Source organism: Stenotrophomonas sp. TWI809, from assembly GCF_039673205.1.
Lineage (GTDB): Bacteria > Pseudomonadota > Gammaproteobacteria > Xanthomonadales > Xanthomonadaceae > Stenotrophomonas.
In genome coordinates this window covers 112,530-137,937 of record NZ_JBDJLE010000002.1, presented here as the reverse complement: position 1 = coordinate 137,937, position 25,408 = coordinate 112,530, and the positions used below count along the sequence as shown (strand labels likewise).

Here is a 25,408-nt window from a genome sequence, read left to right as displayed (position 1 = left end):
CGCGGCATTCATGCCACAGGCGGGGCTCGGCTATGCTGCACACCCCTGAAACACCCCGGAGCGCCCCATGACCGACGACACCCAGACCCCTGCCCTGCCCGTGCTCAGCGCGGCCCAGGCCCGCGCGTTGGGCTGCCTGATCGAGAAGGAGGCGACCACCCCGGACGCCTACCCGCTGACGGTCAACGCCGCCCAGGTGGCGGCCAACCAGAAGACCGCCCGCGAGCCGGTCATGGCCCTGTCGGCCGGCGATGTGCACCACGCGTTGCGCCAGCTGGAGACCCTGGGCCTGGCGCGCCAGCAGTACTCCTCGCGCGCCGAGCGCTACGAGCACCGCGCCGGTGCCGCGCTGGACCTGACCCGCCAGCAACTGGCCATCCTGGGCCTGTTGCTGCTGCGCGGCCCGCAGACCCTCAATGAACTGCTGACCCGCAGCGAGCGGCTGGTCCGCTTCCAGGACGTGGACGAACTGCGCCACCACCTGGAGCGCATGATCCAGCGCGGCATGGCGATCCAGCTGCCGCGCGCCAGCGGCCAGCGCGAAGACCGCTACATGCATTTGATGGCCGGCCCGGTGGACGTGCAGGCCTTGGCCGAGCAGTACCGGTCGGCGCCGTCCGGCGGCGGCGGCAGCGGTGCCAATCCGGCGCTGGAGTCCCGCGTGCAGCAGCTGGAAGCCACCGTGGCCGAGCTGCAGGAACAGCTGGCGGAGCTGCGCGCACAGTTGGGGGGCTGAGAGCAGCCGACCAACGGTCGGCTCTACCGGCCGAGGATCGAGCGCCGCGCCGTGCCCGTCGACGGTGTCAGGGGGCCGGCGCGCCCGGGGTGGCGAACAGCAGCACCACCTCCTCGTGTGGCGGCGGCAGCAGCAGGTCCCCCCGGTCCTCCATGCCCAGCTTGCGCAGCAGCGCGGCGGAGCGCACGTTGTCCGGCGAGACGATGCCGTACAGATCGGCATGACCGAGCACATCGCGTGCGTAGTGCATCACCCCGCGCGCGGCTTCGAATGCGTAGCCGTGGCCTTCGTACTGCGACAGCAGTGCATAACCGATATCCGGTGCCGGCAGCCCGGCGCGGCGGACCAGACCGGCGTTGCCCAGCCATGCGCCGTCCTCGCGGCGGATCACGGCGTACATGCCAAAGCCATTGAGGGTGTAGCTGCCGAGCACGCGCTCGGCGGTGTAGTCGCGCGCCTGCGCCAAGGTGCGTACGCCGCGGTCGGCGATGTTGCGGATGAAGCCCGGCTCGTTGAGCAGGGCCAGCATGTCGGCCGCGTCATGATCGGGATCGATCAGGCGCAGGTGCAGGCGGTCGGTCTGGATCACGGCGGACATGCGGGTACCGGTGGAAGGCGATACACCGATTGTGCAATGCGTGCCCCGAACACGGTAGAGCCGACCGTTGGTCGGCTGCGGGAACACGGTAGAGCCGACCGTTGGTCGGCTGCTCTTCGAGCCGGGGATACGGCAGCCGACGCGCTTTGGGCAGCCGACCAACGGTCGGCTCTACCCATGCGGTGGGTCAGTCGAACAGGGCCTGGATCGCGGCCAGGCCCGCGCTGGCGCGCTCTTTCTTGCGCGCAGCGTCGGCGACGGGGTCGGCACCGTCGCGCTGCATTTCCTCGGCGGGTATCTCATCGAAGAAACGGCTGGGCTTGAGCCGCACGTGCTCGCCGAACTTGCGGGTGAGCTTGCTGTAACTCATCCACAGCTGCACCTTGGCGCGGGTGATACCCACGTACAACAGACGCCGCTCTTCCTGCAGGTTGCCTTCGTCCAGGCTGACCTGGTGTGGCAGTACGCCGTCCTCGCAGCCGATGATGAACACGTACGGGAATTCCAGGCCCTTGGAGGCGTGCATGGTCATCATCCGCACCTGGTTGCCGCCGTCGTCCTTGTCGTTGCGCGAGAGCAAGGCCAGCTGCGCGGCCAGATCCGCCGTGGAGGCACCCCGCGGGCCGCCTTCGAACCACTGCGCCAGTTCTTCCAGGTTGCCGAGGCGGCGCTGGTAGACCGACTCTTCCTTGCACGCACTGCGCAGGTCCGAGACCAGCCCGGAATCCTTCACCAGCTTGCGCACCAGATCGCCGGAGCTGAGCTTGGGCATTTCCGCGCGCAGATCGCGCAGGATATCGGTGAAGCGGCTCAGCCCGTTGGCCGCGCGCGGTGGCAGCTGCGAGAGCGCCCCGATCGCTTCGGCGGCATGCGCCATCGGCAGGTCTTTTTCCGAGGCCAGCTCGGCCAGCTTGGCCAGCGTGCCGGCACCCACTTCGCGCTTGGGTGACTGCACCGCACGCATGAACGCCGTATCGTCATCCGGGTTCACCAGCAGACGCAGCCAGGACAGCGTGTCCTTGACCTCCTGCCGTTCCAGGAACGCGGTGCCGCCGGTGATGTGGTACGGCGCACGCACCAGCTGCAGCGCTTTTTCCAGCGGCCGCGACTGGAAATTGCCGCGGAACAGGATGCAGAAATCGCTCCACGGAATCTTCTTGGAGGTGGCCAGGAAGGAGATTTCCGCCGCGACCTTTTCCGCTTCGTGCTCGCTGTTGCGGCACTCCCACACACGGATGCGCTCGCCGTCGGCCTGGTCGCTCCACAGCTTCTTGAGGTGTTCGTGCGGGTTGTTGGCGATCAGCGCGTTGGCCGCGCGCAGCACGCGGTTGGAGCAGCGGTAGTTCTGCTCCAGCTTGATGATTTCCAGCGCAGGATAATCGCGCGCCATCTGCTGCAGGTTTTCCGGGTTCGCACCGCGCCAGGCGTAGATCGACTGATCGTCATCGCCCACGCAGGTGAAGTTGCCCTTGCTGCCGGCCAGCTGCTTGAGCAGCCGGTACTGCGCATCGTTGGTGTCCTGGCATTCGTCGACCAGCAGGTAGCCGATGCGTTCGCGCCAGGCGATGGCGATCTCCGGATTCTCTTCCAGCACCTGCACCGGCAGGCGGATCAGATCATCGAAATCGACCGCGTTGAACGCAGTCAGGCGCAGCTGGTAGCGCTCGTAGACGCTGGCCGCTTCCTTCTCGCGCGTGCTGCGCGCCGCGGCCATCGCCTGCTCGGGTGAGAGGCCGGCGTTCTTGGCGCGCGAGATCAGGTTCTTCACGTCCTCGATGTCGTCCGGCTTGGCCCCGTACATCAGGTCCTTGACCTGCGCGGTCGAATCGTCGGCATCGAAGATCGAAAAGCCGCGCTTGAGCCCGACGGCCGCATGTTCAATCTGCAGGAACTTCAGCCCCAGCGCGTGGAACGTACAGATCGTCACTTCATCGGCGTCGTCACCGCGCAGGCGCTTGGCCACGCGCTCGCGCATTTCCTTGGCCGATTTGTTGGTGAAGGTGATCGCCGCGATCCGCCGCGCCGGGTAGCGCTTGCTGGCGATCAGCTGGCCGATCTTCTCCACGATCACGCGCGTCTTGCCGCTGCCCGCGCCCGCAAGCACCAGCAGAGGACCTTCGCAGTGCATCACTGCCGCGTGTTGGGGAGGATTGAGACCGTGCATGCCATCTCCAGGGGAGGGGCATTGTACCGGGCCTTGGTCAGCCCGCATCGACGTGCCACCAGCCGGATTGACGCCTTCACGGGGCTGGGGTATCCATTGTCCCGATCAACGCAGAGGACGCGACGCATGGCAATCGTCAGGAAGGCAAGCCGGGTATGCACCATGATCGCCGCCCTGGCCGCGCTGCCAGCGTGGGGGCAGTCGAGTCAGCCGGACCTGCGCGCGCAGGATGCGCAGGACACCCACACCTTTCTGGCCAGCCATCCTGACCTGCGCTACCGCAAACTCGGCAAGGAGGCGCAGGCGCGTGGCCGCCTCGAAGAGGCGCGGCGCTTTTACCGGCTCGGCGCGCGCCATGCCGACAAGTTGTCCCAGGCCGCGCTTGCCGAGATGTGGTGGAACGGCCAGGGCGGCGATCAGGATCGGGCCCTGGCCTATGCCTGGATGGACCTGGCGGCCGAGCGCGGGACCGAATTCCTCCTGGTGCTGCGTGAGCGGTACTGGGCCGCGCTGACCCCGGACGAACAGACCCGCGCAGTGCAGCAAGGCCAAGCCCTGTACGCGGAGTTCGGAGACACGGTCGCCCAGCCCCGACAGGAGCGTGAGCTGCGTCGTGGCCTGCTTGAGGTCACTGGCAGCCGCACCGGCTGGGTCGGAGGCATGCGCATGCTGGTCCGCGATGATCGTGGCAAGCGTTACGTGGAACCGGACGTGTTCTATCGGGACGAATACTGGCAGCCTGACCAGTACTGGCACTGGCAGGCACAGCAACTGGAGGCCGCCGGGCGTACCATCGGCACCGGCAGCGTCGAGGTCGGCATCCCCACCGCCGTACCCGGTTCCCAGGACTGAATGAACACGGCACCATGCCCGGGCGCCCGAGCGGATAAAATCCCGGCATGGCCAAGCTCTATTTCTATTATTCGGCGATGAACGCCGGCAAGACCACCACCCTGCTGCAGTCGGCGCACAACTACCGCGAGCGGGGCATGCGCGTGGCGATCCTGACCCCACGGCTGGATGATCGCGCCGGGCGCGGCGTAGTGGCCTCGCGGATCGGCCTGAAGGCCGACGGGATCGCGTTCCAGCAGGACACCGACCTGCAGCAGCTGATCGCCGAGGACATCGCCACGCACGGCCTGCTGGGCTGCGTCCTCGTCGATGAGGCGCAGTTCCTGACCCGCAGCCAGGTCTGGCAGCTCAGCGAGGTGGTCGACCAGATGCGCATCCCGGTGCTGTGCTACGGCCTGCGCACCGATTTCCGCGGCGAGCTCTTCGAAGGCAGCCAGTACCTGCTGGCCTGGGCCGACGAGATGCAGGAGATCAAGACGATCTGCCACAGCGGCAAGAAGGCCACGATGACCGTGCGCGTGGACGAGCACGGCCACGCGGTGCAGGACGGGCCGCAGGTGGAGATCGGCGGCAACGAGCGCTATGTGTCGGTGAGCCGCGCGGAGTTCAAGAAGATCACGCGCGGCGAGGGAAGAATCGACCCGGCACAGGCCCCACTGCCGCTCTGATCAGTACAACGTGCGCTCCGGCGCACCCTTCGGCGGCGGGCTGTACTGGTACAGCCAGGTTTCGGTCAGCGTCTTGCCGCCACTGCGCAGGTACAGGCGGATGTCGATCTGCTCGGTGGAATCGTCTGGCGGCACCAGATCGAACATGGCGCGGTAGCCCTTGATCTCGCGCAGCGGGCGGGCCGAAACGATCTCGGTGCGGCCACGGCTGACCTGGACCACGGCTTCCACCTCACCCTTGTCGATCAACGCGGCCAGTTCGCCGCCTTCGAAATCGACCGCGAAGCGCCAGGAGAAGTACTCGCGCCGCTTGCCGATCACCCCGCCCAGGCCGGTGCGGCTGGCCACGCAGTGTGCCAGCGGCGTACGCGCCGGCGGCTCGGCGCCCCAGTACAGGCGGTAGCCGAGCAGCAGCTCCTGGCCCGGCTGCGGCTTGGCCTCGGGATTCCAGAACGCCACGATGTTGTCGAAGGTTTCATCCACGGTCGGGATTTCGACCAGCTGCACCGAGCCCTTGCCCCACTGCCCCTTCGGTTCCACCCACAGGCACGGGCGCTTCTCGTAGAAGACGCCGTCGTCCTGGTAGTGATCGAAATTGCGGTCGCGCTGGAGCAGGCCGAAGCCGCGCGGGTTGTTGTCCACGAACATGTTGAAGCGCAGGTGGTACGGGTTGCACAGCGGCCGCCAGATCCATTCACCGGCCCCGGTCCATATCGACAGGCCGTCGGTATCGTGGATCTCCGGGCGCCAGTCCCAGGCCATGCGGCGGTCGTTCTCGCCCACCTGGTACATGCTGGTGCACGGGGCGATGCCGAGCCGCTCGATCGCCTTGCGCGGGTACAGCGCGCAGTCGATGTCCATCAGCAGCACATCGCCGTTGGTGATCGCAAAGCGGTAGGCGCCGGTGGTGCTCGGCGAATCCAGCAGGGCGTACACCACCAGCGTGTTGGAGTCGGCCGCCGGCTGCTCGAGGTAATAGGCGATGAAATCCGGGAACTCCTCGGGCTTGCCCGTGCCGGTATCGATCGCCAGACCGCGCGCGGACTGGCCGTACTGGCCCTCTTTGCCGACTGCGCGGAAATAGCTGGCCCCCAGGAATGCGGCGAAGTCGCGGTCGGTGTCCTTGCGGGTGTTGAGACGGAAACCGGCAAAGCCCAGGTCGGCCGGCAGATGGCTGCCCTTCAGGCCACTCTTGCCGTAGTCGAACGCGGCGCCGTCGTAGGCCAGCTCCTGCGCCTTGCCGTCGGTCACGTCGAACATCCGCACCGGCGAGTGGAAGTACAGGCCGAGGTGGAAGAACTTGGCCTGGTAGCGACCGGGCTGGTCGGCCCACAGCGCGTGATCCTGGCGGTACTGGATCGACTGGTACTGATCCCAGTCCAGCGCTTCGACCGGACCCGGCAGGGTGCGCTTGTGGCTCTGGTAGGCGGCCTGGGACAGCGCGCGGGCCTGCCCCTTCAGCGAGGCGAAATCGAACGGCTGCGGCTCGCCCAGCCGGCGCAGGCCGACCTGGTTGCCCTGCGCGGCACACGCCGGCAGTGCAGGCAGGCCGAAGGCGGCCAGGGCCACGGAGGCATTGCGGAGGAAGTCGCGTCGTTGCATGCAGGCAGCGATGGCAAGGGAGGGCCGGCCATCATAGGCACGCAGACGTTAATTCGCCGAGGTGAATGCGCGGCGGCGTTCAGCCAGCGTGCCCAGGGGCGGCCGCGATCTGCGCCGGTGCGCATGCCTGCCGCATCTGGTTCACCTCCTGCAGCAGCTGCCCACCCTGCGGCCACTGTGCCTGCAGCTCCTGCTGCAGCTGCCCCAGCGCCTCACGCGCACGCGCCGGTGCGCTCGTGCAGTCCAGCTCCGCCATCGCGGCGCGGGCGCGCCAGCGCAGGACGCGGCTGCCCTGATCGGCGGCGTCGCCCACCAGCAACGGGGCCAGCGCGCGGCGTGCTTCCACGGCCTGGCCCATGCGGCCCAGATTGCGGCCCCAGGCCAGTTGCAGCGCGCGCTGCAGCGCCGGGCTGGACGGACCCGCCCGGTCCACCCGGCGCATCAGCGCCGCCAGTTGCTCGCCGGCCTGATGCGGGTCGCCGTAGGCGCTGACCAGTTCGGCCATGCGCCGATCCGCCTGCTGCACGGACGCATCGTCGTCGCCCCGTTGCGCGGCCTGCCACTGCCGGCCCTCATGCAGGGCAGCCAGCGCCGCCTGCCAGCGCCCCGCCTGGGCCAAGGCTTCGCCCAGGTCATACAGGCCCTGCGGCAGCAGCCCCACGCAGTCGGGTTGCCGCCAGATCGCCACCGCCCGGGCGAAGTCATCAATCGCCACGGTCCTGTCACCGCGCTCCAGTGCCAACCGGCCCAGCGCGTGCCAGGTCAGCCCGGTGTCCCGGTGTTGCTCGCCCAGGGCCTGCCGGGTCAGGTGATGGACCTGCTGCAGCTGGGTCTGGGCCTGCTGAAGATCACCGCGCTGCATCGCCAGCAGGGCACGCAAGCGACGGATCGACAGGGTTTCCGGGTGATCCGGCCCATACATGCCCACCGCATCGGCACTGGCGATCTTCAGGGCCCGCTCGGCCGCGTCCAGATCGCCCTGCGCAGCCAGCGTCTCGCCCATGTGCCGGCGCAGCGCGATCAACTGGGGATACCGCACGGTGTCACCGGCCTGCAGCAGCTGCAGCGCTTGCCGGTAGCCGGCCAGTGCCGCCGGGGCGCGGCCATCGTCGCTGTCCAGTGCGGCCAGGTCGGCCAGGCTCTCGGAGGTGCCGGGGGTATCGCGCAGTACATCGCGCCGCAGCACCTGTGCCTGTTCGAAGGCGGCGCGGGCGTTGTCGCGGTACCCCAGAAGTTGTTGGCAGCGCCCGAGTTGGGTGTGGTACTCGGCCACGGCCGCCGGCAGCCGCAGGCGGTACTCGGCGGCCAGCGCCTGCATCGGAGTGAGGTGGGTCACGCACTCGCGCGAGCGGCCCAGCATGCGCAGCGCACGGCCGCGCTGGGTCACCGCTTCCAGCTGCAGGGTGGGCGGCACCTCGCCGGCCTCCTCCAGCAGCGCGCGTTGTCGGTCCAGCGTCTGCAGCGCCAGCTGGTAGTCGCCCATGCCGATCCGCAGCCGGCCGATCACGCCCTCCAGCTCGGCCAGCGACAGCGGTTGATCGCGCAGTTCCGCCTCACCGCGTTGCTGACCGGTGGCCAGCAGCTGCCGCAGATCGAAGCTGCCATGGCGCACGCCGGCGGCGCGATCGAACAGGCCGACCGTGAAATCCTGCATGGCCTGGGCACGCGCGATCTCCCGCCGCGCCTGCTGCATCTGCCACAACGCAGTCAATGCCAATGCGAGCAGCGCCAGCACGGCCATGCTGCCCAACGCTACGCCCCAGCGATGCCGCCCCAGATATTTGCGCAGCCGGTAGCCCACATGCTGCGGGCGCGCGTGGATCGGACGGCCTTCGAGGAAGCGGCGCAGGTCCTGGGCCAGGGCTTCCACCGAGGCGTAGCGCTGCGCAGGTTCCTTCTGCAGGGCCTTGAGCAGGATGGTGTCCAGATCGCCGCGCAGGCGCCGCGACAGTCGCCGGGCTGCCCCGGCCTGTTCGCCACCGGCGGCGGCCACGCGCGCCATGACGGCCGAGGCGCGCGGTGCCTGCACCTCCAGGATCGAGCGCTCCCACTCGGCATCGCTGTGCCGGCGCAGGCGATAGGGCTTCTGCCCGGTGATCACCTCGAACAGCACCACGCCCAGCGAGTACACATCGGTCAGCGTGGACACCGGCTCGCCGCGGACCTGTTCCGGCGCGGCGTAGTGCAGGGTGAACGCCCGCGCTTCGGTGGGGGGATGCACGGGTGGTTTGCCATCGGCATCGTCGAGCAGCTTGGCGATGCCGAAATCCAGCAGCTTCACGTCGCCCTCGGCCGTGACCAGGATGTTGGAGGGCTTGAGGTCGCGGTGCACGATCAGGTTGGCATGCGCATGGCTGACCACCGCGCAGACCTGCAACATCAGCTGCAGCCGCCGCTCCAGCGGGAGCGCCAGGCGCTGGCAGTGCTCGGTGATCGGCTCGCCTTCCACGTAGGCCAGCGCAAGGTAAGGCTGCCCCTGCAGATCCACGCCGGCATCCAGCAGATGGGCCAGGTTCGGGTGCTGCAGCCGCGCCAGAATCTCGCGTTCGCGGCTGAAGCGCTGACGCAGGCCGGGATCGGCGTAGCCGCTGCGCAGCAGCTTCAGCGCGACCTGGCGCTCATACAGGCCATCGGCGCGCTCGGCCAGCCAGACCTCGCCCATCCCGCCCTCGCCGAGGGGCCGGAGCAAGCGGTAGGGGCCGACGCGCGTGCCCACCCGGCTGTCCTCCGGCGCGGCGGTCCACAGCGGCTGGGCCAGGAACTCGTGGCTGTCGCGCTCATGCGCGAGCAGGCGCTCCACATCGTCGGCCAGGCCCGGATCCTCCACACGCAGGCGCGCGAGCCGCTGCTCACGCGCCGGTTCGGGCAGTTCCAGCAATTGATCCAGCAGGCAGGACAACTGCCGCCAGCGTGACGCCTCCATCGGTCCTCTCCCCGGACGATGCGTGGCCTTTCAGGGTTCCCCGACCGAAGCCAGCAGGAACATGCGCGCCTTCTGCCAGTCGCGGCGGATGCTGCGCTCCGAGCGTTGGCACAGATCCGCAATCTCCTGCTCGGACAGGCCGGCGAAGTAACGCAGTTCCACCACCTTGGCCAGGTGTGCATCCACCGCATGCAGCTGGGCCAGCGCCACATCCAGCGCCAGCAGGTCTTCATCCAGACGCACGCCGCTGCTGCTGTTCTCCGGCAGCTCCACCCGCTTGAGATCACCGCCGCGCTTGCGCGCGAGCCGGTTGCGTGCGTAATCCACCACCACGCTGCGCATCGCCGAGGCGGCGTAGGCGAAGAAATGCGCGCGATCCTCGAAGCGGGCCGCGCCGCGGGAGCCGAGCAGCTTCAGGTAGGACTCGTGCACCAGCGAGGTGGCATCCAGGGTGCGCCCCTGCTGCCCGGCCAGCTGCCGGCGGGCCATGCTGTGCAGCTCGTGATAGAGCAGGGTCAGGACCCGGTCGAGCGCGGCGCGGTCGCCCGCCCGGGCCGAATCCAGCCACACGGTGATATCCGGTCCTTCGTCCATCGCACACCCCCGCCGGTGACGTTGGGCGGACTATACCGCCGGGCAGGCGACAGGCGCGCGACGATTCAGCGCTGGCAGTGCCCGCACCAGACGCTGGCGCGCTGGCCGATGGTGGCGTGGCGGAGCAGCCGGCCACACTGGCGGCAGGGCTCGCCTTCACGCCCGTAGACCAGCAGCTCCTGCTCGAAGTAGCCCGGCGCCCCGTCCGGGTTGATGAAATCGCGCAGGGTGGTGCCGCCGCGGGTGATGGCGTAGGCCAGGATCTGTTTCACCGCATCGGCCAGGCGCTGGTAGCGCGCGCGGGAGATCTTGCCGGCCTCGCGCAGCGGGTTGATCCCGGCCATGAACAGGCTTTCGGCGGCGTAGATGTTGCCCACGCCCACCACGATGCCCTGGTCCATCAGGAAGGTCTTCACCGAGGCGCTGCGGCCACGGCTGCGGGCGAACAGGTAGTCGCCGTCGAAGGCCTCATCCAGCGGCTCGGGCCCCAGCGCTGCCAGCAGCTCATGGGTTTCCCCGGCCGGCTGCCAGAGCAGGCTGCCGAACCGGCGCGGGTCGTTGAAGCGCAGCAGGCGGCCGTTGTCCAGGCTGATGTCGACGTGGTCGTGTGCGCGCACCGGGGTGTCGCCGGGCAGTACGCGCAGGCTGCCGGACATGCCCAGGTGCAGCAGTGCGCTGCCAATGGCGGTATCGAGCAGCAGGTACTTGGCGCGGCGGCGCACGCCCTGGATGGCCTGCCCGGGGAGCAGCGTGCTGATCTCCGGCGGGATTGGCCAGCGCAGGTCGGGCCGGCGCAGGATCACGCCGTGGACGTTGCGGCCTTCCAGGTGCGGGGCCAGGCCGCGACGGGTGGTTTCTACTTCGGGAAGCTCGGGCATGGGGGGATTCTAAGGCGTCCCCCGATGAACCGCGGTAGAGAGTGCGCTGCCTCGCGGCGGTCCGGGCGCGACGTTCAGCGCGGCGGCGCAGCCAACTCGCGCGCACTCAGATACCCGTCGCCATTCGCATCCTGTTTGTGGAACCGCTGGATCAGCGTCTGCCGCTGCTGCTCCCGCGTGATCGACGGGCCTTTGCCACCGGGCAGCTCATCGGCGCTGAGCACGCCATCGCCGTTGCGGTCCATGCGGTCAAAGGCGTACAGCAGCCACTGCACGTATTCCTCCACGCTGACCCGGCCGTCGCCGTCGGTGTCCATGCGCTGCAGGTAGCTGCCGGTATCCGTGACCTGCGCCTGTGCCGTCGCGCCGAGCAGGCCCACGGCCAGGCCCACACACGCGAAACGCCGCACAAGGCGGCGTTTCGCGGAGACGTTCCCGGTTGGGAAGCGCATCGATCAGTGCGCCGTCAGTGCGTAGCCTTTCAGGCGCGCGGCGTAGTTCTGCAGCGCGGCGATGCCACTGGCTTCGGCTTCATGGCACCAGGCCTGCAGCAGCTTCAAGCGCTCGGCGGCGTCATTACCGCGCGCTTCCAGCAGGGCCGCCAGACGCGCGCGGTGTTCGACCAGCACGCGGATCCGCGGGCGCTGCTCGACCCACGTGCTGAGCTGGGCGCGGCAATCCGGCTTGAGCCAGCGGCCGTCGTTGACCAGGCCACGGCGCATGCGGCGCGGCAGCAGCTTGCGCAGCTTGGCGCCGGCCATCGCGGCCTCTTCGCGCAGGGCTGGCACGAATACGTTGCGCTGGTAATCGGTCATCGCCTGGAAGCGATGCGACAGCAGGGCCTTGAGGGTTTCCGCATCCGGCACGGCGATGTTCGGGCGCACGTCCATGCTCGGCGCCACGCGCAGCACCTTGGCCAGACGCACCGCCTGCAGGCCGCGGATCACCGCCCAGCCGATGTCGAACTCCCAGCGGCGCATCGAGAAGCGCGCCGAGCTCGGGAAGGCATGGTGGTTGTTGTGCAGCTCTTCGCCGCCCACCCAGAACGCCCACGGCGTCAGATTGGTGGAGGTGTCGGCCGATTCGAAGTTGCGGTAGCCCCACCAGTGGCCCAGGCCATTGATGACGCCGGCGGCCCAGAACGGGATCCAGGCCATCTGGATCGCCCACAGGGCCACGCCGGGCAGGCCGAACAGCACGCTGTTGATCACCAGCAGCGCGACCGGGCCAAGATTGGCGTGCGGGGTGTACAGGTGACGCTCGATCCAGTCGTCCGGAGCACCGCGGCCGTACTGCTCGATGTCCGCGCGCATCGCGCGGGCCTCGCGGTACAGCTCCACGCCCCGCCAGAACACCATGCCGATGCCCTTGGTCACCGGGCTGTGCGGGTCTTCATCGGTTTCCACCTTGGCGTGGTGCTTGCGATGGATCGCCACCCACTCCTTGGTGATCATGGAGGTGGTGAGCCAGGTCCAGAAGCGGAAGAAGTGCGCGATCACCGGGTGGAAATCCACCCCCCGGTGCGCCTGGCTGCGGTGCAGATACAGCGTCACGGCAAAGATGGTCAGCTGGGTGAACACCAGCAGCACCAGACCCATGCCCCACCAGCCGAGGCCGACGACACCGCCGGTCAGGAAGTTGAGGAGCGTATCGAACATCGCAGGACTCCGGGCCGCAGTCGGCCGTCAAGGAAACAGGGATACCTTCGGACATGATGGGGCCAGACGTTGCAAACTTCATCCCTTCGATGCCATTTTTGCGCAGTCATTCAGTTCTCCCCTTACCTTCGTGAGCATGCCCCCGCATTCATGACAGTCGCAGCCTCACCGGCGGTGCCGGCCTCCCCCGTCCCCCTGATCGAGCTCGACCGCGCCTGTGTCATCCGCGGCCAGGTCCGGGTCCTGCACGATCTCAGCCTGCGCATCGAACAGGGCCAGCACACCGCGCTGCTCGGCCCCAATGGCTGCGGCAAGTCGTCCTTCATCAAGCTGATCACCCGCGAGCTGTACCCGCTGGCGCACGGTGATGGCACGGTGGCGGTGCGCGTGCTCGGCCAGAACCGCTGGCAGGTGGACCGGCTGCGCTCGCAGCTGGGCATCGTCACCGGCGACCTGAGCAGCAATCTTTCCGACATGCCCGGGCTGACCGTGGAAGAGGCGGTGCTGACCGGCTTCTTCGCCAGCTTCGTGGTGCCGGCCTTCCGCGAGGTGAGCCCGGAGATGCGCGAGCGCGCGCGTGAAACCCTGGCCATGACCGGTGCCCTGCCGCTGCTGCAGCGCGGCTATGCCGAACTCTCGGCCGGCGAAACCCGGCGCGTGCTGATCGCCCGGGCGCTGGTGAACCGCCCACAGGCCCTGCTGCTGGATGAACCCTCCACCGGGCTGGACCTGATCGCGCGCGAGCAGCTGATCGCCACCATGCGTGAGCTCGCCCGCCAGGGCATCACCCTGGTGCTGGTCACTCATCACATCGAGGAGATCATCCCTGAGATCGAGCGGGTGGTGATGCTGCGCGGCGGCAAGATCCTCGCTGACGGCCCGCGCGCGGAGCTGCTGCGCGATGCACCGTTGTCCCAGCTGTTCGGCGGCCCGATCCGGGTGGTGGATCAGGCCGGCCGATTGAGTGCGTTCGCGGGTTAGGTCACGCAGCCTAGAACCTCACCGCCACCGCACGCGATTCGATCGGTGCCATCCGGCTCTGGTCCTGCAACTGCAGGTCGCGCACTTCGAACGGGGCGGCATAGCCACTCGGCAACGCCACGCTGGCGAACGGCAGGCGCAGCTCACCCGCCCCTGCCGTCGCGAACCACGCCGCACTGTGTGCCTGCGCGACGGGCCGCAGCGTCCCGTCCGGGCCGGTGGCATACAGCGTACCGCGCGCCTCGTAGCGGCCGGGCGCACCGATCTGCAACGGCAGGCGCACCTCGCGGCGGCTGGCATCCGCCTCGACCTGGCCCTGGAAGCGCGCCGTCTGCTGCGCCACCGCAAACGCCACCTTGGCATCGCGCTGCACGCCGTCGGCACTGACGAACGCCTGCAGCTCCCACAGCCCCTGCGCCGTGCCGATGTCCTGCGGCACCGTCACCTGGGCACGCAGACCGTCTTTGGCGGCGACCAGCGGCACCGGCCAGCTGCGGCCATCCGGCGCCACCAGCAGGGCCTCGCCCACGGCCGGCAGCGGCCGCGTACTGGCACGGGCGGGCCGTGCCGCAGCCGCGCCACCGTCGTTGACCAGACGCGCGCTCAGCGCCAGCGTGCCCCCGGCGAGCACCCGTTCGCTGCTCGCCTGCAGCTGCAGGGCGATCGGGCTGTTGGGTTCCAGCACCTGCACCACGTAGCGGCCCTGGGCCTGTGTGCTCTGCAGCCGGTAGCTGCCGACCGCCGATGTGGTGCCCGTGCGGACCATGGCCGTGCCCGTGCCGACCGACATCCCGGCCGCGCGCAGTTGCTGCTCATCGACCACCTGGGCCACCGCCAGCGCACCGGCCGGGTCACGCACCTGCCATTGGGTGGTATCCAGCGCACGCGCGCCCTGCACCGGACTGAGCTGGATCACCGCGTCGGGCGCGGTCAGCGGCAAGGCCAGGCCCTGCTGCAGCGCCGGCGCGTCCACCATCTCCCAGTAGCTGCGGCTGCTGGCCATGAAGGCCGGCGCAGCGGCCAGTGCCTGGGCGGGATCCAGCGCCCACGCAAAGCTCAGCGGTGCCTGCTCCACCGGTCCGGCCGGCAGGGGCGCACGCTCTACCGCACGCGGGACCTGGTCGCTGGCGCGGGCGGCCAGCAACGGTTGTGCCGCCTGCAGTGGCAAGGCTGCCAGGGCGGCGAGCAGGGCCACCGCGATCGTCGTCTGTCGCATCATCGGGAGGCTCCTCACAGGGTCAGGTCGTTGCGCAGGATCGTGCCCAGGCCGAAGCATTCGCGCCGGCTCTGGTTGTGGCTGAGCGGCTCGGCGCCCCGGGTGCGCTGCGTGTCGGTGAACCAGGTCGTACCGGCCGCCTTCTGGCTGCTGCACTCCAGGAAGCCATCCGAGCAGCTGTTCAACCAGTTCTGGGTGAACTCCAGGCCCACGTTCTGCGCATAGCCACCGCAGTAGCTGTTGCTGTCCCACACCGCCGATTCCACATCCGAGCCGACCACGGCGCGGAACGGCTTGGGCAACGCAGGGCGGCCGGCGGTGCCGTACAGGTTCTGCGCGTTGTAGGTGGCCATGTGGCCCACCTGCTGCTGCCGCACGGCATCGCTCTTGTAGCCCAGCAGCCAGCCCACCGAAGTTTCGAACACGTTGCCGTTGAGCACCGCGTCGGCGAGTGGCGTGCCGGCCGAGGACGGCGCCAGCGCAGTGACCTTGCTGACCGTCTGGATGATCTTCGGATAGCGGCTGTCATACGTGGGGTTGGAGAGGATCCAGCGCACCACGTTGCCGCCGTTGGAATGGGTGATCACCACCAGTTTGGTGATGCCCTTGCTGTTGATGAAGGTGGTCAGCTGCCCGGCCAGGCAACCCGCCGCCTCGGGCGTCCACATGTACTGTTCGAAATCACAGTTGATGACCGTGTAGTTGCTGCTGTTGGGCAGCCCCTGGCGCACGGTGTCGATGATGCCCGGCTGCCAGTAGTCCGTACGTGCATCGGTCTGCTTGCCGGTGCCGTGCACGAACGCCACGCCCACCACATCGGCCGCGTGCGTGGTGCCGCACGCCAGCATCAGACCCAGGGCGAGACCGCCACCCCACCTTCCCGCGTTGCTTCGCATCCGCTGTCTCCTTGCAGGTGATCCCCCTGATGACGGCGCTGCCGCGTTGCCATGGGGTGCATATATCCATGGAGATATGACGATCGATGGCGCCTGCGATGACGCTATGTCGTGCGACCCATGAAATCCGTGAACCAGTCGCGGGTTTCCGTCATCCGGGGCACGGCCATGCCGGATCTGGCCGGATGACGAACGGCCGCTGTCGTTGCCAGAGGAAGCTGCGATCATGCGGCTCCCCCTCTTCGAGAACTGCCGATGTCGTCGTCCCTGCGCTCTGCTGCCGTTCGCCCGCTGCTGGTGACCGCCCTGCTCGCCGCCCTCGCCGGCTGTTCGTCAACGGCCGCACCGCGCACCACGGCGGTGGAAGCCTCGGTCACCACCAAGGCGGTCGGCTACCTGCAGAGCACGGCCGTGCCGGACAGCCTGGCACTGGTACCGGCACCGCCGGCCGCCGGTTCGGCCAGCTTCGCACTGGACGAACAGGTCAGCCGTGAAGCCCGTGCCCTGCGCGGCAGCCCGCGCTTCGAACAGGCCCACCGCGACGCCGAACTCGCCTTCCCGGCCGGTGCCAACCAGTTCTCGTGCGCGATCGATGTCGACGTGGATGCGGTGAAGACGCCGGCCCTGTACCGCCTGCTCGAACGCAGCCGGATCGATGCCAGCGCGGCCACCCGCACGGCGAAGAAGCACTACCAGCGCGCGCGGCCGTTCATGGTCAACAACGAACCGACCTGTTCGCCGGAAGACGAGCAGGACCTGCGCGGCAACGGCTCCTATCCGTCCGGCCACACCTCGATCGGCTGGGCCTGGGCCCTGATCCTCTCGGAGATCGCCCCGGACCGCGCCGATGCGATCCAGGCACGCGGCCGCAACTACGGCGAGAGTCGCCTGGTCTGCAACGTGCATTGGCAGAGCGACATCCTGGAGGGCCGTTTCATGGGTGCCGCTGCTGTGGCACGCCTGCATGACAATGCCGCCTTCAACAGCGACCTGCTGGCTGCACGCAAGGAAATCGTGGCGGCACGCAAGGCGGGGCTGCATTCGGCACGGGATTGTGCGGCTGAAGAAGCGGTGTTGAAGGTGCGGCCGGCCAGCGCGTTGTAAGACAGCGCGTGTCGGTGGAGTTGCGTTGCTGGTAGTGCCGGCCGCTGGCCGGCTCCTCACGGCGCCGATCGACAGACAGCAGAGCTGTAACGGGATTGGGGCAGCCGACCAACGGTCGGCTCTACCTCGCAGGACGAAAAACGGCGCGGATTTCTCCGCGCCGTTTTCGTTTCAGGGGCGTGCCCACCCACGGTGGGCACCTACCGCATGACGTGGATCAGAACTTCGCGGTGAACTCCAGACCGAACGTGCGCGGCTCGTTGAGGAAGCCGGTCAGGTTGTTGAAGTCGATTGCGCCCACCACGCGGACCTGGTCGGTCAGGTTGCGGCCGTATACGGCCACGTCGTACTGGCCGTAATCCCAGTTGTAGCCCAGGCGCAGGCCACCTTCCAGCGAGGAGCGGCTGCGGAACTCCGGCGACTCGTACAGGAAGAAGTTCACTTCGCTGCGGTAGGCCCAGTCGGTGTAGACGTAGAACTCGCTGGCATCGTTGACCGGGAAGCCGGCGCGCAACGTCAGGTTGTGGATCCACTTCGGCGCCTGCGGCAGCGGGTTGCCGTTGACCAGTGCGTAAGTGCCGCCATCGATGACCGTGGTCGGGTCGGTGATGGTGCAGCCGCCGCCACAGATCGCCACCGCCAGATCCTTGTCCTTGATCTCGGTGTCGTTGTAGCTGCTGCCCAGGGTCAGCAGGACGTGGTCGGTCAGGTAGGCTTCGAAGTCGAGCTCGGCGCCCTGGCCGAGGGTCTTGTCGGCATTGAGCAGGGTCGCGGTGTTGTTGGTGCCACCCACGGCGATCAGCTGCTGGCCATCAACGTTGTAGCGGAACACGTTGAAGCCCAGGCGCGCGCGACGATCGAACAGGTCGGCCTTGATGCCGGCCTCGTACGAGATCACCTTCTCCGAATCGGCCTGCGAGACGCCACCAAAGGCCAGGCGGCCCTGGATCGACGGCGCGCGGAAGCCCTTGGCCACGCGGGCATACGCGTTGAGGTTGTCGGTGATCTGGTAGACGCCGCTCAGGTCCCAGCTGACGTCGTTGACGTCGGTCCTGGCGATGTACGGGCCGCTGACCGGGGTACCGAACGGCACGGCCTGCAGCACGCTGGCGCTGAAGTCCTTCTTGTCCTGCGTGTAACGCACGCCACCGCGCAGCTTGAAGCGCTCGGTCACGTCAAAATCGCCGGAGGCGAACGCGGCCCACGCCTTGTTGCGCTGCTGCTGCACGGCGTGACCAGTCTGCGGATTGCCCGGGGTCAGCGAGTCGTAGTTGAAGCTGTCGATGGTGACATCTTCATCGAAGTAGAACACGCCGGCCTGCCAGTCGAAGCGGCCCCACTCATTGGATTCCACGCGGAATTCCTGGGTCCACTGGCGGTGGTGCGGCAGGCCATCGGCCGATTCGGAGGCGAACGGGATGTTGCCCGGGCCGTAGTTGCCGGCGCCCAGGAAGCTGGCACCGTAGCCGCCGTCGATGTCGCCGTGGTTCAGCGATTCGGCGGTCTCGTAACCGGTGATCGAGTGCAGCGTCACGCGGCCCAGATCCCACTTCAGGCGCGCGCTGCCGCCCCAGGTTTCCAGGTCGGAGAAGTTCTGGCCATCGGTGGAGACTTCATCGCGGTCGAAGTTCTCGACCAGCTGGTTGGTGCCCGGCTTGAGGATGTTGGCGCGGAACAGGCGCGCGGTGCCGTTGAGCTTGCGCTTGTGCAGGTTGAACAGCGCTTCGACATCGTCGCCTTCGTACAGGAACTGCACGCGGGCGGCGGCTTCGTCATAGCCCTCGAAGCCCTGCGCCGGGGCGCCCTGGCGGGTGTTGGTGACCCAGTCGTCGCGGCGCTGGTACAGCGCGGACACGCGCGCCGACCAGCGGTCGGTCAACGGGCCGCCGTAGGCGCCCTGCGTGTTCCAGGTGTTGTAGCTGCCGTAGGCGACCTTGATGTAGCCGTCGGCATCCTGCGAGGGACGCGCCGAATCGAATTTCACCACGCCGGCCGGGGTGTTGCGGCCGAACAGCGTGCCCTGCGGGCCGCGCAGCACTTCCACACCGGCCAGGTCGAACAGCGGGAAGCCCTTCAGCAGCGGGCTTTCCTGCACCACGTCGTCATACACCAGCGAGACCGGCTGCGAGGCATTGAGGTCGAAATCGGTGTTGCCCAGGCCGCGGATGTAGAACCGCGGGAAGGCACGACCGTAGGACGATTCAATGTTCAGGCTGGGCACACGCGCCGACAGGAAGCGGATGTCATCGCCGGCCGAACCGAGCACGTCGAGCTTTTCACCCTGGATGGCCGAGATCGAGACCGGCACGTCCTTGGCGTTTTCGACGCGGCGTTGCGCCGTGACCTGCAGCGTATCGAGGGCGACCGGATCCTTGGCGGCGGGGGCGTCCTGGGCTGCGGCCGTCAATGGCAGCAGGGCGGCAAGGGCGACAACGAGCGGGTGCACGGACGGGAAACGGCCGTGGGCAGTGCGGTTCGGGAACATGGCGTTTAGGCTGTGTTGGGAGGGGTGGTGGACCGGCGCTACCAGACAATTGTTGCAGTACAGCAACAGAGCCGCAAACAACCGCTATTCATTACGCCCTCCCGGGCACGCGCGTTGTGACGGCCGTCGCGGCCTGACCTCCCCGGTCATGGCCTGAATGCCCTGCCCGGCTGTTCTGCCGGGCGCGCCATCGCTTCGGTATGCTGGCGCCCCTTGATGCCCATTCAGTTGCCACGCCGATGACTTCACTGCGCCGTACCCGCCTGACGCTGTCCGTTGCCCTGCTCGGCCTGCTGGCCGGTTGCGGCGGTGACCCCGTGCGCCCGACCCCGCCGCCGGCGGCTGTGCCGGTGACCCCGGCCAAGCCGGTCAAGATCGGCATCGCGCTGGGCGGCGGCGCGGCCAAGGGCTTTGCGCATATCGGCGTGATCAAGATGCTGGAGGCCAACGGCTTCGAACCGGTGGTGGTGTCCGGCACCAGCGCCGGCAGCGTGGTCGGCGCGCTGTATGCCAGCGGCATGGACGCGTTCCAGATGCAGTCCAAGGCGGTGGCCCTGGATGAAGCCAGCATCCGCGACGTGCGCCTGTTCTCCGGCGGCCTGGTCCAAGGCCAGAAGCTGCAGGACTACGTCAACGCACAGGTCGACAACCGTCCCGCCGAAAAGCTGAGCAAGCCCTTCGCCGCGGTCGCCACCCAGTTGGAAACCGGCGAGCGCACCGTGTTCGTGCGGGGCAACGTCGGCCAGGCCGTGCGCGCCTCCAGCAGCATCCCCGGTGTGTTCGAGCCGGTGAAGATCGGCAAGTACAACTACATCGACGGCGGCGTAGTCAGCCCGGTGCCGGTGGATGCGGCGCGCCAGCTCGGCGCGGACATCGTGATCGCCGTGGACATCTCCAGCAAGGCCAGCGGCAAGGCGCCGACCGGCATGCTCGGCATCGTCAACCAGTCGATCTCGATCATGGGCCAGCGCCTGGGCGAGCAGGAACTGGCGCGCGCGGACGTGATCATCCGGCCGAAGGTGCTGGACATCGGCGCCGCCGATTTCGGCCAGCGCAACAACGCGATCCTGGAAGGCGAGAAGGCCGCGATGGCGGCGATGCCGCAGATCCGCGCCAAGGTCCAGCAACTGCAGAAGGCGCGTGCGGCCGCGCTGGCCCCGCCCCCGCCGCCCAAGTGCGATGAGCCCTCGCGCGTGGGCAAGCTGATGGGGCGCAAGGAAAAGTGCGAGGGCTGAAGCCCTGCCACCGGTAGAGCCGACCGTTGGTCGGCTGCTCCTGGCTCTGGTCTCCACGAACCCGACCAATGGTCGGCTCTACCGTGCGGTCGCGAGGGCGATCCGCGTCATTCCAACTGCGACAACGGCAGCGCGCGGAAATCCTTCACCGTGCGCAGCACGAAGCTGGAATTGACGTCGGCCACGCCGGCGGCATTGAGCAGCTTGTCGAGCAGGAAGCTGGAGAAGTGCTCCAGGTCGCGCACGTAGATGTGCAGCAGGTAATCCATGTCGCCGGTGAGCGCATGGCAGGCCACCACCTCATCCCAGTTCAGCACGCTGTCGGCGAACACGCCGATGGCGTGCTGGTCGTGCTTCTCCAGCTGCACCCGGACGAAGGCCTGCAGGCCCAGGCCAATCTGGCGCGGCTCCAGGCGGGCGCCATAGCCGGCGATCACGCCCTCGCTTTCCAGCCGCTGGACGCGCCGCAGGCAGGCCGACGGAGACAGATTCACCCGTGCGGCCAACTCGGCGTTGGTCGCGCGGCCGTGTTGCTGGATTTCGGCCAGCAAGCGCAGATCCGTGCGGTCGAACTGGGTATCTCCGGCCATTGCTGCCCCGCAACATGAGGTGGACGCAATGATATTGCGCCAACAGGCCATATCCGCGCAACTTTGCAAACCTCTTGCGCGCGCCCTGCCCTAGCATCGACAGATGACTTCCCAGGAGACCACCACGATGGAAACCGCCACCGCCCCCCGCCGCGTCGAACACCAGCAGACCGACAAGGGATACGTGCCGGTCTATACCACCGCCATCGTGGAACAGCCCTGGGACAGCTACACCGCCGACGACCACGCCACCTGGAGCACGCTGTACCAGCGCCAGCGTGCGCTGCTGGAGGGCCGCGCCAGCAAGGAGTTCCTGCACGCGCAGGACGAGATGGGCATGAGCGCGCACATGATCCCGCGCTTCGACCAGCTCAACGAGGTGCTGGGCGCCGCCACCGGCTGGACCCTGGTGGGTGTGGAGGGGCTGCTGCCGGAACTGGATTTCTTCGACCATCTGGCCAATCGCCGCTTCCCGGTGACGTGGTGGATCCGCCGCCCCGACCAGATCGACTACATCGCCGAGCCGGACATGTTCCATGACCTGTTCGGGCATGTGCCGCTGCTGATGAACCCGGTGTTCGCCGACTACATGGCCGCCTACGGCCGCGGCGGCGTCAAGGCGCATGCGATCGGCCCGGAAGCGCTGCAGCACCTGACCCGCCTGTACTGGTACACGGTGGAGTTCGGCCTGATCAACACCGAGGAAGGCCTGCGCATCTATGGCGCCGGCATCGTCTCCTCGAAGGGCGAATCGCTGTACTCGCTGGAGTCGGCGGCGCCGAACCGGATCGGCTTCGATCTGGAGCGGATCATGCGCACCCGCTACCGCATCGACACCTTCCAGAAAACCTACTTCGTCATCGACAGCTTCGAGCAGTTGATGGCCGCGACCGCGGCGGACTTCACCCCGATCTATGCCGCGCTGGAAGCCAAGGACCATCTGCCCGCCGGTGAGGTGCAGGCCAGCGACACGGTGTTCCAGAAGGGCACCGGCGAAGGCTGGGAAGACGGCGGCGACGTGTGATCGGTAGAGCCGACCGTTGTGTGATCGGTAGAGCCGACCGTTGTGCGATCGGTAGAGCCGACCGTTGGTCGGCTGCCGTTCGAGCCACGATGCGGCGGATGCCGTGGAGCTGGAGCAGCCGACCAACGGTCGGCTCTACCGCGGATACGCCAGCAGCACCACCAGATCCATCTCCCCCACCTGCTGCAGCGCATGCGAACTGCCCGTTCGCGTCAGCAGCGCATCCCCCGCCGCCACGTCGTACTGCTTCCCATCCAGCACGTAGCTGCCCTGCCCGCTGACGATGTAGTAGATCTCGTCTTTGTGCTGGGGGTGCAGGCCGATGCCGGCCCCCTTGTGCAGCACGCGCTTGCGAAGCACGAACGGCAGGTCGGTGTCTTCGGCGAAAAACGGATACGCCGTGGTCGGCCCCGCTCCACCATGCGGGCCGGGCTGGGTCACCGCGATGTCACGCTCGTGGACCACGCGCGAGGGTTTGGCGGCCTCACCGCCCTGCCCCGCACTGCGCACCTCGCAGTCGATATCGCGCTTCAGCGCCGACGTGAGGTCAGGCTGCAACGCCAGCCAGTCGCGCATCACCAGGCACGCCACCGCCGTCGCACCGGCCACGCTGAAGTGCGTGCCATCGGCCTTGTTCTGCTCGGGCACGAACATGAAATACGGCTTGGCGCCCTGTTCGCCCAGCCCGCGGATCCAGCGCGTGGAACTGTCGTTGAGATCGATCAGCGCGACCTGCTCGCGGGTCGCCAGCGCTTTCACCGCCTGGGTGTACACACCGTGCGTGTCCAGCAGCGAACCGAAGTCGTACAGCAGCCGCGCCACCGGGGTGATCAGCACCGGCGTGGCGCCCTTGTCGCGGGCCAGCTGCACGTAGCGCATCAGGAACTGCGGGTACGCCGTAGCGGGATCGGTATAGCGGGTGGGATCTTCGAACTTGGCATCGTTGTGGCCGAACTGGATCAGCAGCACGTCCCCGCGCTGGAGCTCGGCGGCGATCGCATCCAGGCGCTTCTCATCGATGAAGCTGCGCGTGCTGCGGCCGCCCTTGGCGTGGTTGCGGACCTCCCACACAGCGGGATCGAGATAGCTCTGCAGGGCCTGGCCCCAGCCGGCCTGTGGCGCGCGCTCCGGGCCGTACGCGGCGGCGGTGGAATCCCCGGCAATGAAGATGCGGTGTGGGGCACACAGCGCGCTGGGGGCCGCGAGCAGGAACGACAGGGACAACAGGGACAACAGCAAACGCAGCATGGTCATGCTCCTGGGTGGAGAGCTGCCGGCCAGCGGCCGGCACTACCGGCGTGCATCTGGTGGAAAGCCCCCTGAGTCAGGGGGCGACCGCGAAGCGGTGGGGGGTCTGGATGCAAAGATTGCCCGGGGCCCACGATCTGCAGCGCAGATCGTGGGAGCGCCAGCGCATAGCGATGGTGTTACCGGGCGAGCCAGCCGCCATCAACCGGCAGGACCGCGCCGTTGACGTAGTCCGAGGCGCTGGAGGCCAGGAACACGGCGGTGCCGCCGAGGTCTTCCGGGGTGCCCCAGCGCGCGGCCGGGATGCGATCGAGGATGGATTTGTTGCGGTCCTCGTCGGCGCGCAGCGCGGCGGTGTTGTCGGTCGCCATGTAGCCCGGGGCGATCGCGTTGACGTTGATGCCCTTGCTGGCCCATTCGTTGGCGAGCAGACGGGTGATGCCGGCGATGCCGCTCTTGCTGGCCGTGTACGACGGCACGCGGATACCGCCCTGGAAGGACAGCATCGAGGCGATGTTGATGATCTTGCCGCGGCCCTGGGCGATGAAATGCTTGCCGGCGGCCTGCGAGATGAAGAACGCGGACTTGATGTTGACGTTCATCACGTCGTCCCAGTCCTGCTCGCTGAACTCCACGGCATCGGCGCGGCGGATCAGGCCGGCGTTGTTGACCAGGATATCCAGGCCGCCCAGGCCTTCGATGGTTTCGCGGATGACGCGCTCGACCGGCTCGATGCTGATCAGGTTCGCTTCGATCGCCAGGCAGCGGCGGCCCAGCGCGGTGATCTTGGCGATGGTCTCGGTGGGCGGCGCGATGCCGGCCACGGCGACGTCGGCACCGGCCTGCGCCAATGCGACCGCGATGCCCTGGCCCAGGCCGGTGTTGCCACCGGTGACGAGGGCGACCTTGCCTTCCAGACTGAACGGATTAGCCATTGCGTATGTAGTCCTTGTCCAATGCGTAACAGACGCCGCCGGCGCGATGCCGGCGGCGCGTCGGGGTCACTTGAGCTGGCAGATGTCCAGCACGTGCATGTCGGTGTAATCCAGGTTCTCGCCGCCCATCGCCCAGATGAAGGCGTAATTGCTGGTGCCGGCGCCCATGTGGATGGACCACGGCGGCGACACGACGGCTTCGTTGTTCTGGATGACGATGTGACGCTGCGCGTCCGGCTCGCCCATGAAGTGGTACACGCGGTCGTTCTGACCCAGATCGAAGTAGAAATACACTTCGCTGCGGCGGTCATGCAGGTGCGGCGGCATGGTGTTCCAGACGCTGCCCGGCTTGAGCACGGTCAGGCCCAGCAGCAGCTGCGAGGACTGGCAGGTGGCCGGCACGATGTACTGGTAGATGGTGCGCTCGTTGCTGGTTTCCAGCGCGCCACGGTCCAGGGCCACGGCGTCCTTGATCGACAGCGCCTTGGTCTCGAAGCGCGCGTGCGCCGGGGTCGAGGCCAGGTAGAACTGCGCCGGGTTGGCGGCGTCATCGGAAGCGAACACCACGTCTTCGCTGCCCATGGCCACGTACAGGCCATCCTTCGGGCCCAGCGTGAACACGGTGCCGTCCACGGTGATGGTACCGCTGCCGGCGCCGACGTTGATCACGCCCAGTTCGCGGCGTTCCAGGAAGGCATGGCCGGCGGCCGAGGCCGGTTCGGTCTGCTTGGGCAGCGAGACCGGGCCGGTGACCGGGGCCGCACCGCCGAGCACGAAGCGCTCGTAGTGGGTGTACTTCAGGGTCACCGCATCGGCGTTGAACAGACCGTCGAGCAGGTACAGGTCGCGCAGGTCGTCATTGCTGGCGCCCTTGATGGCGTCGGGATGGGTGGCGTAATGGGTCTTGCAGTACATGGCGTCTCCAGAGCAGGGGTGGGGCGATGCGTCGGCCCCGGCACGATTTCAGGTGATTGTAGCCAGTTGGTAAACCGGTGTCATTTTGCAGCGCACGATAGGTCGG

Annotated in this window: 22 protein-coding genes; 7 read left to right on the top strand and 15 right to left on the bottom strand. The window is 68.0% G+C overall.

Annotated features, from left to right (window positions below):
• Positions 1–67 precede the first annotated feature (67 nt).
• Positions 68–736, top strand: coding sequence for a DUF480 domain-containing protein (locus ABE472_RS02325; RefSeq protein ID WP_346462761.1), 669 nt, complete (start codon positions 68–70; stop codon positions 734–736).
• Between the two features lie 67 nt (positions 737–803).
• Here ABE472_RS02325 and ABE472_RS02320 read toward each other — a convergent pair whose 3' ends face one another.
• Together ABE472_RS02320 and ABE472_RS02315 are read right to left on the bottom strand one after the other, a co-directional pair.
• Entirely contained in the window at positions 804–1,334 is a 531-nt protein-coding gene (locus ABE472_RS02320) for a GNAT family N-acetyltransferase (RefSeq protein ID WP_346465318.1), read from the bottom strand.
• A 187-nt stretch (positions 1,335–1,521) separates the two neighbouring features.
• Positions 1,522–3,498, bottom strand: a complete 1,977-nt coding sequence (locus ABE472_RS02315) for a UvrD-helicase domain-containing protein (protein WP_176990295.1) — start codon at positions 3,496–3,498, stop codon at positions 1,522–1,524.
• A 162-nt stretch (positions 3,499–3,660) separates the two neighbouring features.
• On the opposite strand from ABE472_RS02315, the gene ABE472_RS02310 reads away from it, so the two are divergent.
• Both ABE472_RS02310 and ABE472_RS02305 read left to right on the top strand, forming a co-directional pair.
• Positions 3,661–4,350, top strand: coding sequence for a hypothetical protein (locus ABE472_RS02310; RefSeq protein ID WP_313219821.1), 690 nt, complete (start codon positions 3,661–3,663; stop codon positions 4,348–4,350).
• 47 nt (positions 4,351–4,397) lie between these two features.
• The gene (locus tag ABE472_RS02305; RefSeq protein WP_313210619.1) at positions 4,398–5,018 is read left to right on the top strand and encodes a thymidine kinase; all 621 of its coding nucleotides are present in this window, start codon (positions 4,398–4,400) and stop codon (positions 5,016–5,018) included.
• On the opposite strand, the gene ABE472_RS02300 is transcribed toward ABE472_RS02305, so the two are convergent.
• From ABE472_RS02300 to ABE472_RS02275, 6 genes are all read right to left on the bottom strand, one after another.
• The gene (locus ABE472_RS02300) at positions 5,019–6,620 is read right to left on the bottom strand and encodes a glucan biosynthesis protein D (protein WP_346465315.1); all 1,602 of its coding nucleotides are present in this window, start codon (positions 6,618–6,620) and stop codon (positions 5,019–5,021) included. It lies immediately after the preceding gene.
• A gap of 79 nt (positions 6,621–6,699) precedes the next feature.
• Entirely contained in the window at positions 6,700–9,543 is a 2,844-nt protein-coding gene (locus tag ABE472_RS02295; RefSeq protein WP_346465313.1) for a protein kinase, read from the bottom strand.
• A 30-nt stretch (positions 9,544–9,573) separates the two neighbouring features.
• Positions 9,574–10,137, bottom strand: a complete 564-nt coding sequence (locus ABE472_RS02290; protein WP_088435324.1) for an ECF-type sigma factor — start codon at positions 10,135–10,137, stop codon at positions 9,574–9,576.
• Between the two features lie 65 nt (positions 10,138–10,202).
• Entirely contained in the window at positions 10,203–11,015 is an 813-nt protein-coding gene (gene mutM, locus ABE472_RS02285) for a bifunctional DNA-formamidopyrimidine glycosylase/DNA-(apurinic or apyrimidinic site) lyase (protein ID WP_346465311.1), read from the bottom strand.
• 74 nt (positions 11,016–11,089) lie between these two features.
• A complete protein-coding gene (locus ABE472_RS02280) occupies positions 11,090–11,467 on the bottom strand; it encodes an EF-hand domain-containing protein (protein ID WP_346462766.1) in 378 nt (125 codons plus the stop codon).
• A gap of 3 nt (positions 11,468–11,470) precedes the next feature.
• On the bottom strand, positions 11,471–12,673 hold the full coding sequence (locus ABE472_RS02275) for a fatty acid desaturase (RefSeq protein WP_123730986.1): 1,203 nt from the start codon (positions 12,671–12,673) through the stop codon (positions 11,471–11,473).
• 150 nt (positions 12,674–12,823) lie between these two features.
• Between ABE472_RS02275 and ABE472_RS02270 the strand changes: the two genes are divergently transcribed.
• Positions 12,824–13,654, top strand: a complete 831-nt coding sequence (locus ABE472_RS02270; protein ID WP_346462767.1) for an ATP-binding cassette domain-containing protein — start codon at positions 12,824–12,826, stop codon at positions 13,652–13,654.
• A gap of 10 nt (positions 13,655–13,664) precedes the next feature.
• Here the strand turns inward: ABE472_RS02270 and ABE472_RS02265 are convergent, their stop codons facing one another.
• Together ABE472_RS02265 and ABE472_RS02260 are read right to left on the bottom strand one after the other, a co-directional pair.
• Positions 13,665–14,873, bottom strand: a complete 1,209-nt coding sequence (locus ABE472_RS02265; RefSeq protein ID WP_346465310.1) for a DUF4785 domain-containing protein — start codon at positions 14,871–14,873, stop codon at positions 13,665–13,667.
• A gap of 11 nt (positions 14,874–14,884) precedes the next feature.
• Entirely contained in the window at positions 14,885–15,718 is an 834-nt protein-coding gene (locus tag ABE472_RS02260; protein WP_313210650.1) for a hypothetical protein, read from the bottom strand.
• 303 nt (positions 15,719–16,021) lie between these two features.
• Here ABE472_RS02260 and ABE472_RS02255 point away from each other — a divergent pair, with 303 nt between their 5' ends.
• On the top strand, positions 16,022–16,870 hold the full coding sequence (locus ABE472_RS02255) for a phosphatase PAP2 family protein (protein ID WP_313219818.1): 849 nt from the start codon (positions 16,022–16,024) through the stop codon (positions 16,868–16,870).
• Between the two features lie 217 nt (positions 16,871–17,087).
• On the opposite strand, the gene ABE472_RS02250 is transcribed toward ABE472_RS02255, so the two are convergent.
• The gene (locus ABE472_RS02250) at positions 17,088–19,355 is read right to left on the bottom strand and encodes a TonB-dependent receptor (RefSeq protein WP_313210599.1); all 2,268 of its coding nucleotides are present in this window, start codon (positions 19,353–19,355) and stop codon (positions 17,088–17,090) included.
• 239 nt (positions 19,356–19,594) lie between these two features.
• Between ABE472_RS02250 and ABE472_RS02245 the strand changes: the two genes are divergently transcribed.
• Positions 19,595–20,590, top strand: a complete 996-nt coding sequence (locus ABE472_RS02245; RefSeq protein ID WP_313219817.1) for a patatin-like phospholipase family protein — start codon at positions 19,595–19,597, stop codon at positions 20,588–20,590.
• Positions 20,591–20,697: 107 nt separating this feature from the next.
• Here ABE472_RS02245 and ABE472_RS02240 read toward each other — a convergent pair whose 3' ends face one another.
• Positions 20,698–21,180: an Lrp/AsnC family transcriptional regulator gene (locus tag ABE472_RS02240; protein ID WP_313210595.1), complete on the bottom strand. Its 483-nt coding sequence runs from the start codon at positions 21,178–21,180 to the stop codon at positions 20,698–20,700.
• A gap of 127 nt (positions 21,181–21,307) precedes the next feature.
• Here ABE472_RS02240 and phhA point away from each other — a divergent pair, with 127 nt between their 5' ends.
• Positions 21,308–22,204, top strand: a complete 897-nt coding sequence (gene phhA / locus ABE472_RS02235) for a phenylalanine 4-monooxygenase (protein ID WP_346462817.1) — start codon at positions 21,308–21,310, stop codon at positions 22,202–22,204.
• 135 nt (positions 22,205–22,339) lie between these two features.
• On the opposite strand, the gene ABE472_RS02230 is transcribed toward phhA, so the two are convergent.
• From ABE472_RS02230 to kduI, 3 genes are all read right to left on the bottom strand, one after another.
• Positions 22,340–23,452, bottom strand: a complete 1,113-nt coding sequence (locus ABE472_RS02230) for a GDSL-type esterase/lipase family protein (RefSeq protein ID WP_346465307.1) — start codon at positions 23,450–23,452, stop codon at positions 22,340–22,342.
• Positions 23,453–23,631: 179 nt separating this feature from the next.
• Positions 23,632–24,387 (bottom strand): 2-dehydro-3-deoxy-D-gluconate 5-dehydrogenase KduD, encoded by a 756-nt coding sequence (gene kduD, locus ABE472_RS02225; protein WP_019184096.1) that lies wholly within the window; start codon positions 24,385–24,387, stop codon positions 23,632–23,634.
• A 66-nt stretch (positions 24,388–24,453) separates the two neighbouring features.
• On the bottom strand, positions 24,454–25,302 hold the full coding sequence (kduI, locus tag ABE472_RS02220) for a 5-dehydro-4-deoxy-D-glucuronate isomerase (RefSeq protein ID WP_346465305.1): 849 nt from the start codon (positions 25,300–25,302) through the stop codon (positions 24,454–24,456).
• Positions 25,303–25,408: the final 106 nt, after the last annotated feature.

What these genes read in the sequence shown, in the direction of transcription:
- ABE472_RS02325 (WP_346462761.1), top strand. Translation starts at nt 68, where the DNA reads ATGACCGACGACACCCAGACCCCTGCCCTGCCCGTGCTCAGCGCGGCC.
- ABE472_RS02320 (WP_346465318.1), bottom strand. Translation starts at nt 1,334, where the DNA reads ATGTCCGCCGTGATCCAGACCGACCGCCTGCACCTGCGCCTGATCGAT.
- ABE472_RS02315 (WP_176990295.1), bottom strand. Translation starts at nt 3,498, where the DNA reads ATGCACGGTCTCAATCCTCCCCAACACGCGGCAGTGATGCACTGCGAA.
- ABE472_RS02310 (WP_313219821.1), top strand. Translation starts at nt 3,661, where the DNA reads ATGATCGCCGCCCTGGCCGCGCTGCCAGCGTGGGGGCAGTCGAGTCAG.
- ABE472_RS02305 (WP_313210619.1), top strand. Translation starts at nt 4,398, where the DNA reads ATGGCCAAGCTCTATTTCTATTATTCGGCGATGAACGCCGGCAAGACC.
- ABE472_RS02300 (WP_346465315.1), bottom strand. Translation starts at nt 6,620, where the DNA reads ATGCAACGACGCGACTTCCTCCGCAATGCCTCCGTGGCCCTGGCCGCC.
- ABE472_RS02295 (WP_346465313.1), bottom strand. Translation starts at nt 9,543, where the DNA reads ATGGAGGCGTCACGCTGGCGGCAGTTGTCCTGCCTGCTGGATCAATTG.
- ABE472_RS02290 (WP_088435324.1), bottom strand. Translation starts at nt 10,137, where the DNA reads ATGGACGAAGGACCGGATATCACCGTGTGGCTGGATTCGGCCCGGGCG.
- mutM (WP_346465311.1), bottom strand. Translation starts at nt 11,015, where the DNA reads ATGCCCGAGCTTCCCGAAGTAGAAACCACCCGTCGCGGCCTGGCCCCG.
- ABE472_RS02280 (WP_346462766.1), bottom strand. Translation starts at nt 11,467, where the DNA reads ATGCGCTTCCCAACCGGGAACGTCTCCGCGAAACGCCGCCTTGTGCGG.
- ABE472_RS02275 (WP_123730986.1), bottom strand. Translation starts at nt 12,673, where the DNA reads ATGTTCGATACGCTCCTCAACTTCCTGACCGGCGGTGTCGTCGGCCTC.
- ABE472_RS02270 (WP_346462767.1), top strand. Translation starts at nt 12,824, where the DNA reads ATGACAGTCGCAGCCTCACCGGCGGTGCCGGCCTCCCCCGTCCCCCTG.
- ABE472_RS02265 (WP_346465310.1), bottom strand. Translation starts at nt 14,873, where the DNA reads ATGATGCGACAGACGACGATCGCGGTGGCCCTGCTCGCCGCCCTGGCA.
- ABE472_RS02260 (WP_313210650.1), bottom strand. Translation starts at nt 15,718, where the DNA reads ATGCTGGCGTGCGGCACCACGCACGCGGCCGATGTGGTGGGCGTGGCG.
- ABE472_RS02255 (WP_313219818.1), top strand. Translation starts at nt 16,022, where the DNA reads ATGTCGTCGTCCCTGCGCTCTGCTGCCGTTCGCCCGCTGCTGGTGACC.
- ABE472_RS02250 (WP_313210599.1), bottom strand. Translation starts at nt 19,355, where the DNA reads ATGTTCCCGAACCGCACTGCCCACGGCCGTTTCCCGTCCGTGCACCCG.
- ABE472_RS02245 (WP_313219817.1), top strand. Translation starts at nt 19,595, where the DNA reads ATGACTTCACTGCGCCGTACCCGCCTGACGCTGTCCGTTGCCCTGCTC.
- ABE472_RS02240 (WP_313210595.1), bottom strand. Translation starts at nt 21,180, where the DNA reads ATGGCCGGAGATACCCAGTTCGACCGCACGGATCTGCGCTTGCTGGCC.
- phhA (WP_346462817.1), top strand. Translation starts at nt 21,308, where the DNA reads ATGGAAACCGCCACCGCCCCCCGCCGCGTCGAACACCAGCAGACCGAC.
- ABE472_RS02230 (WP_346465307.1), bottom strand. Translation starts at nt 23,452, where the DNA reads ATGCTGCGTTTGCTGTTGTCCCTGTTGTCCCTGTCGTTCCTGCTCGCG.
- kduD (WP_019184096.1), bottom strand. Translation starts at nt 24,387, where the DNA reads ATGGCTAATCCGTTCAGTCTGGAAGGCAAGGTCGCCCTCGTCACCGGT.
- kduI (WP_346465305.1), bottom strand. Translation starts at nt 25,302, where the DNA reads ATGTACTGCAAGACCCATTACGCCACCCATCCCGACGCCATCAAGGGC.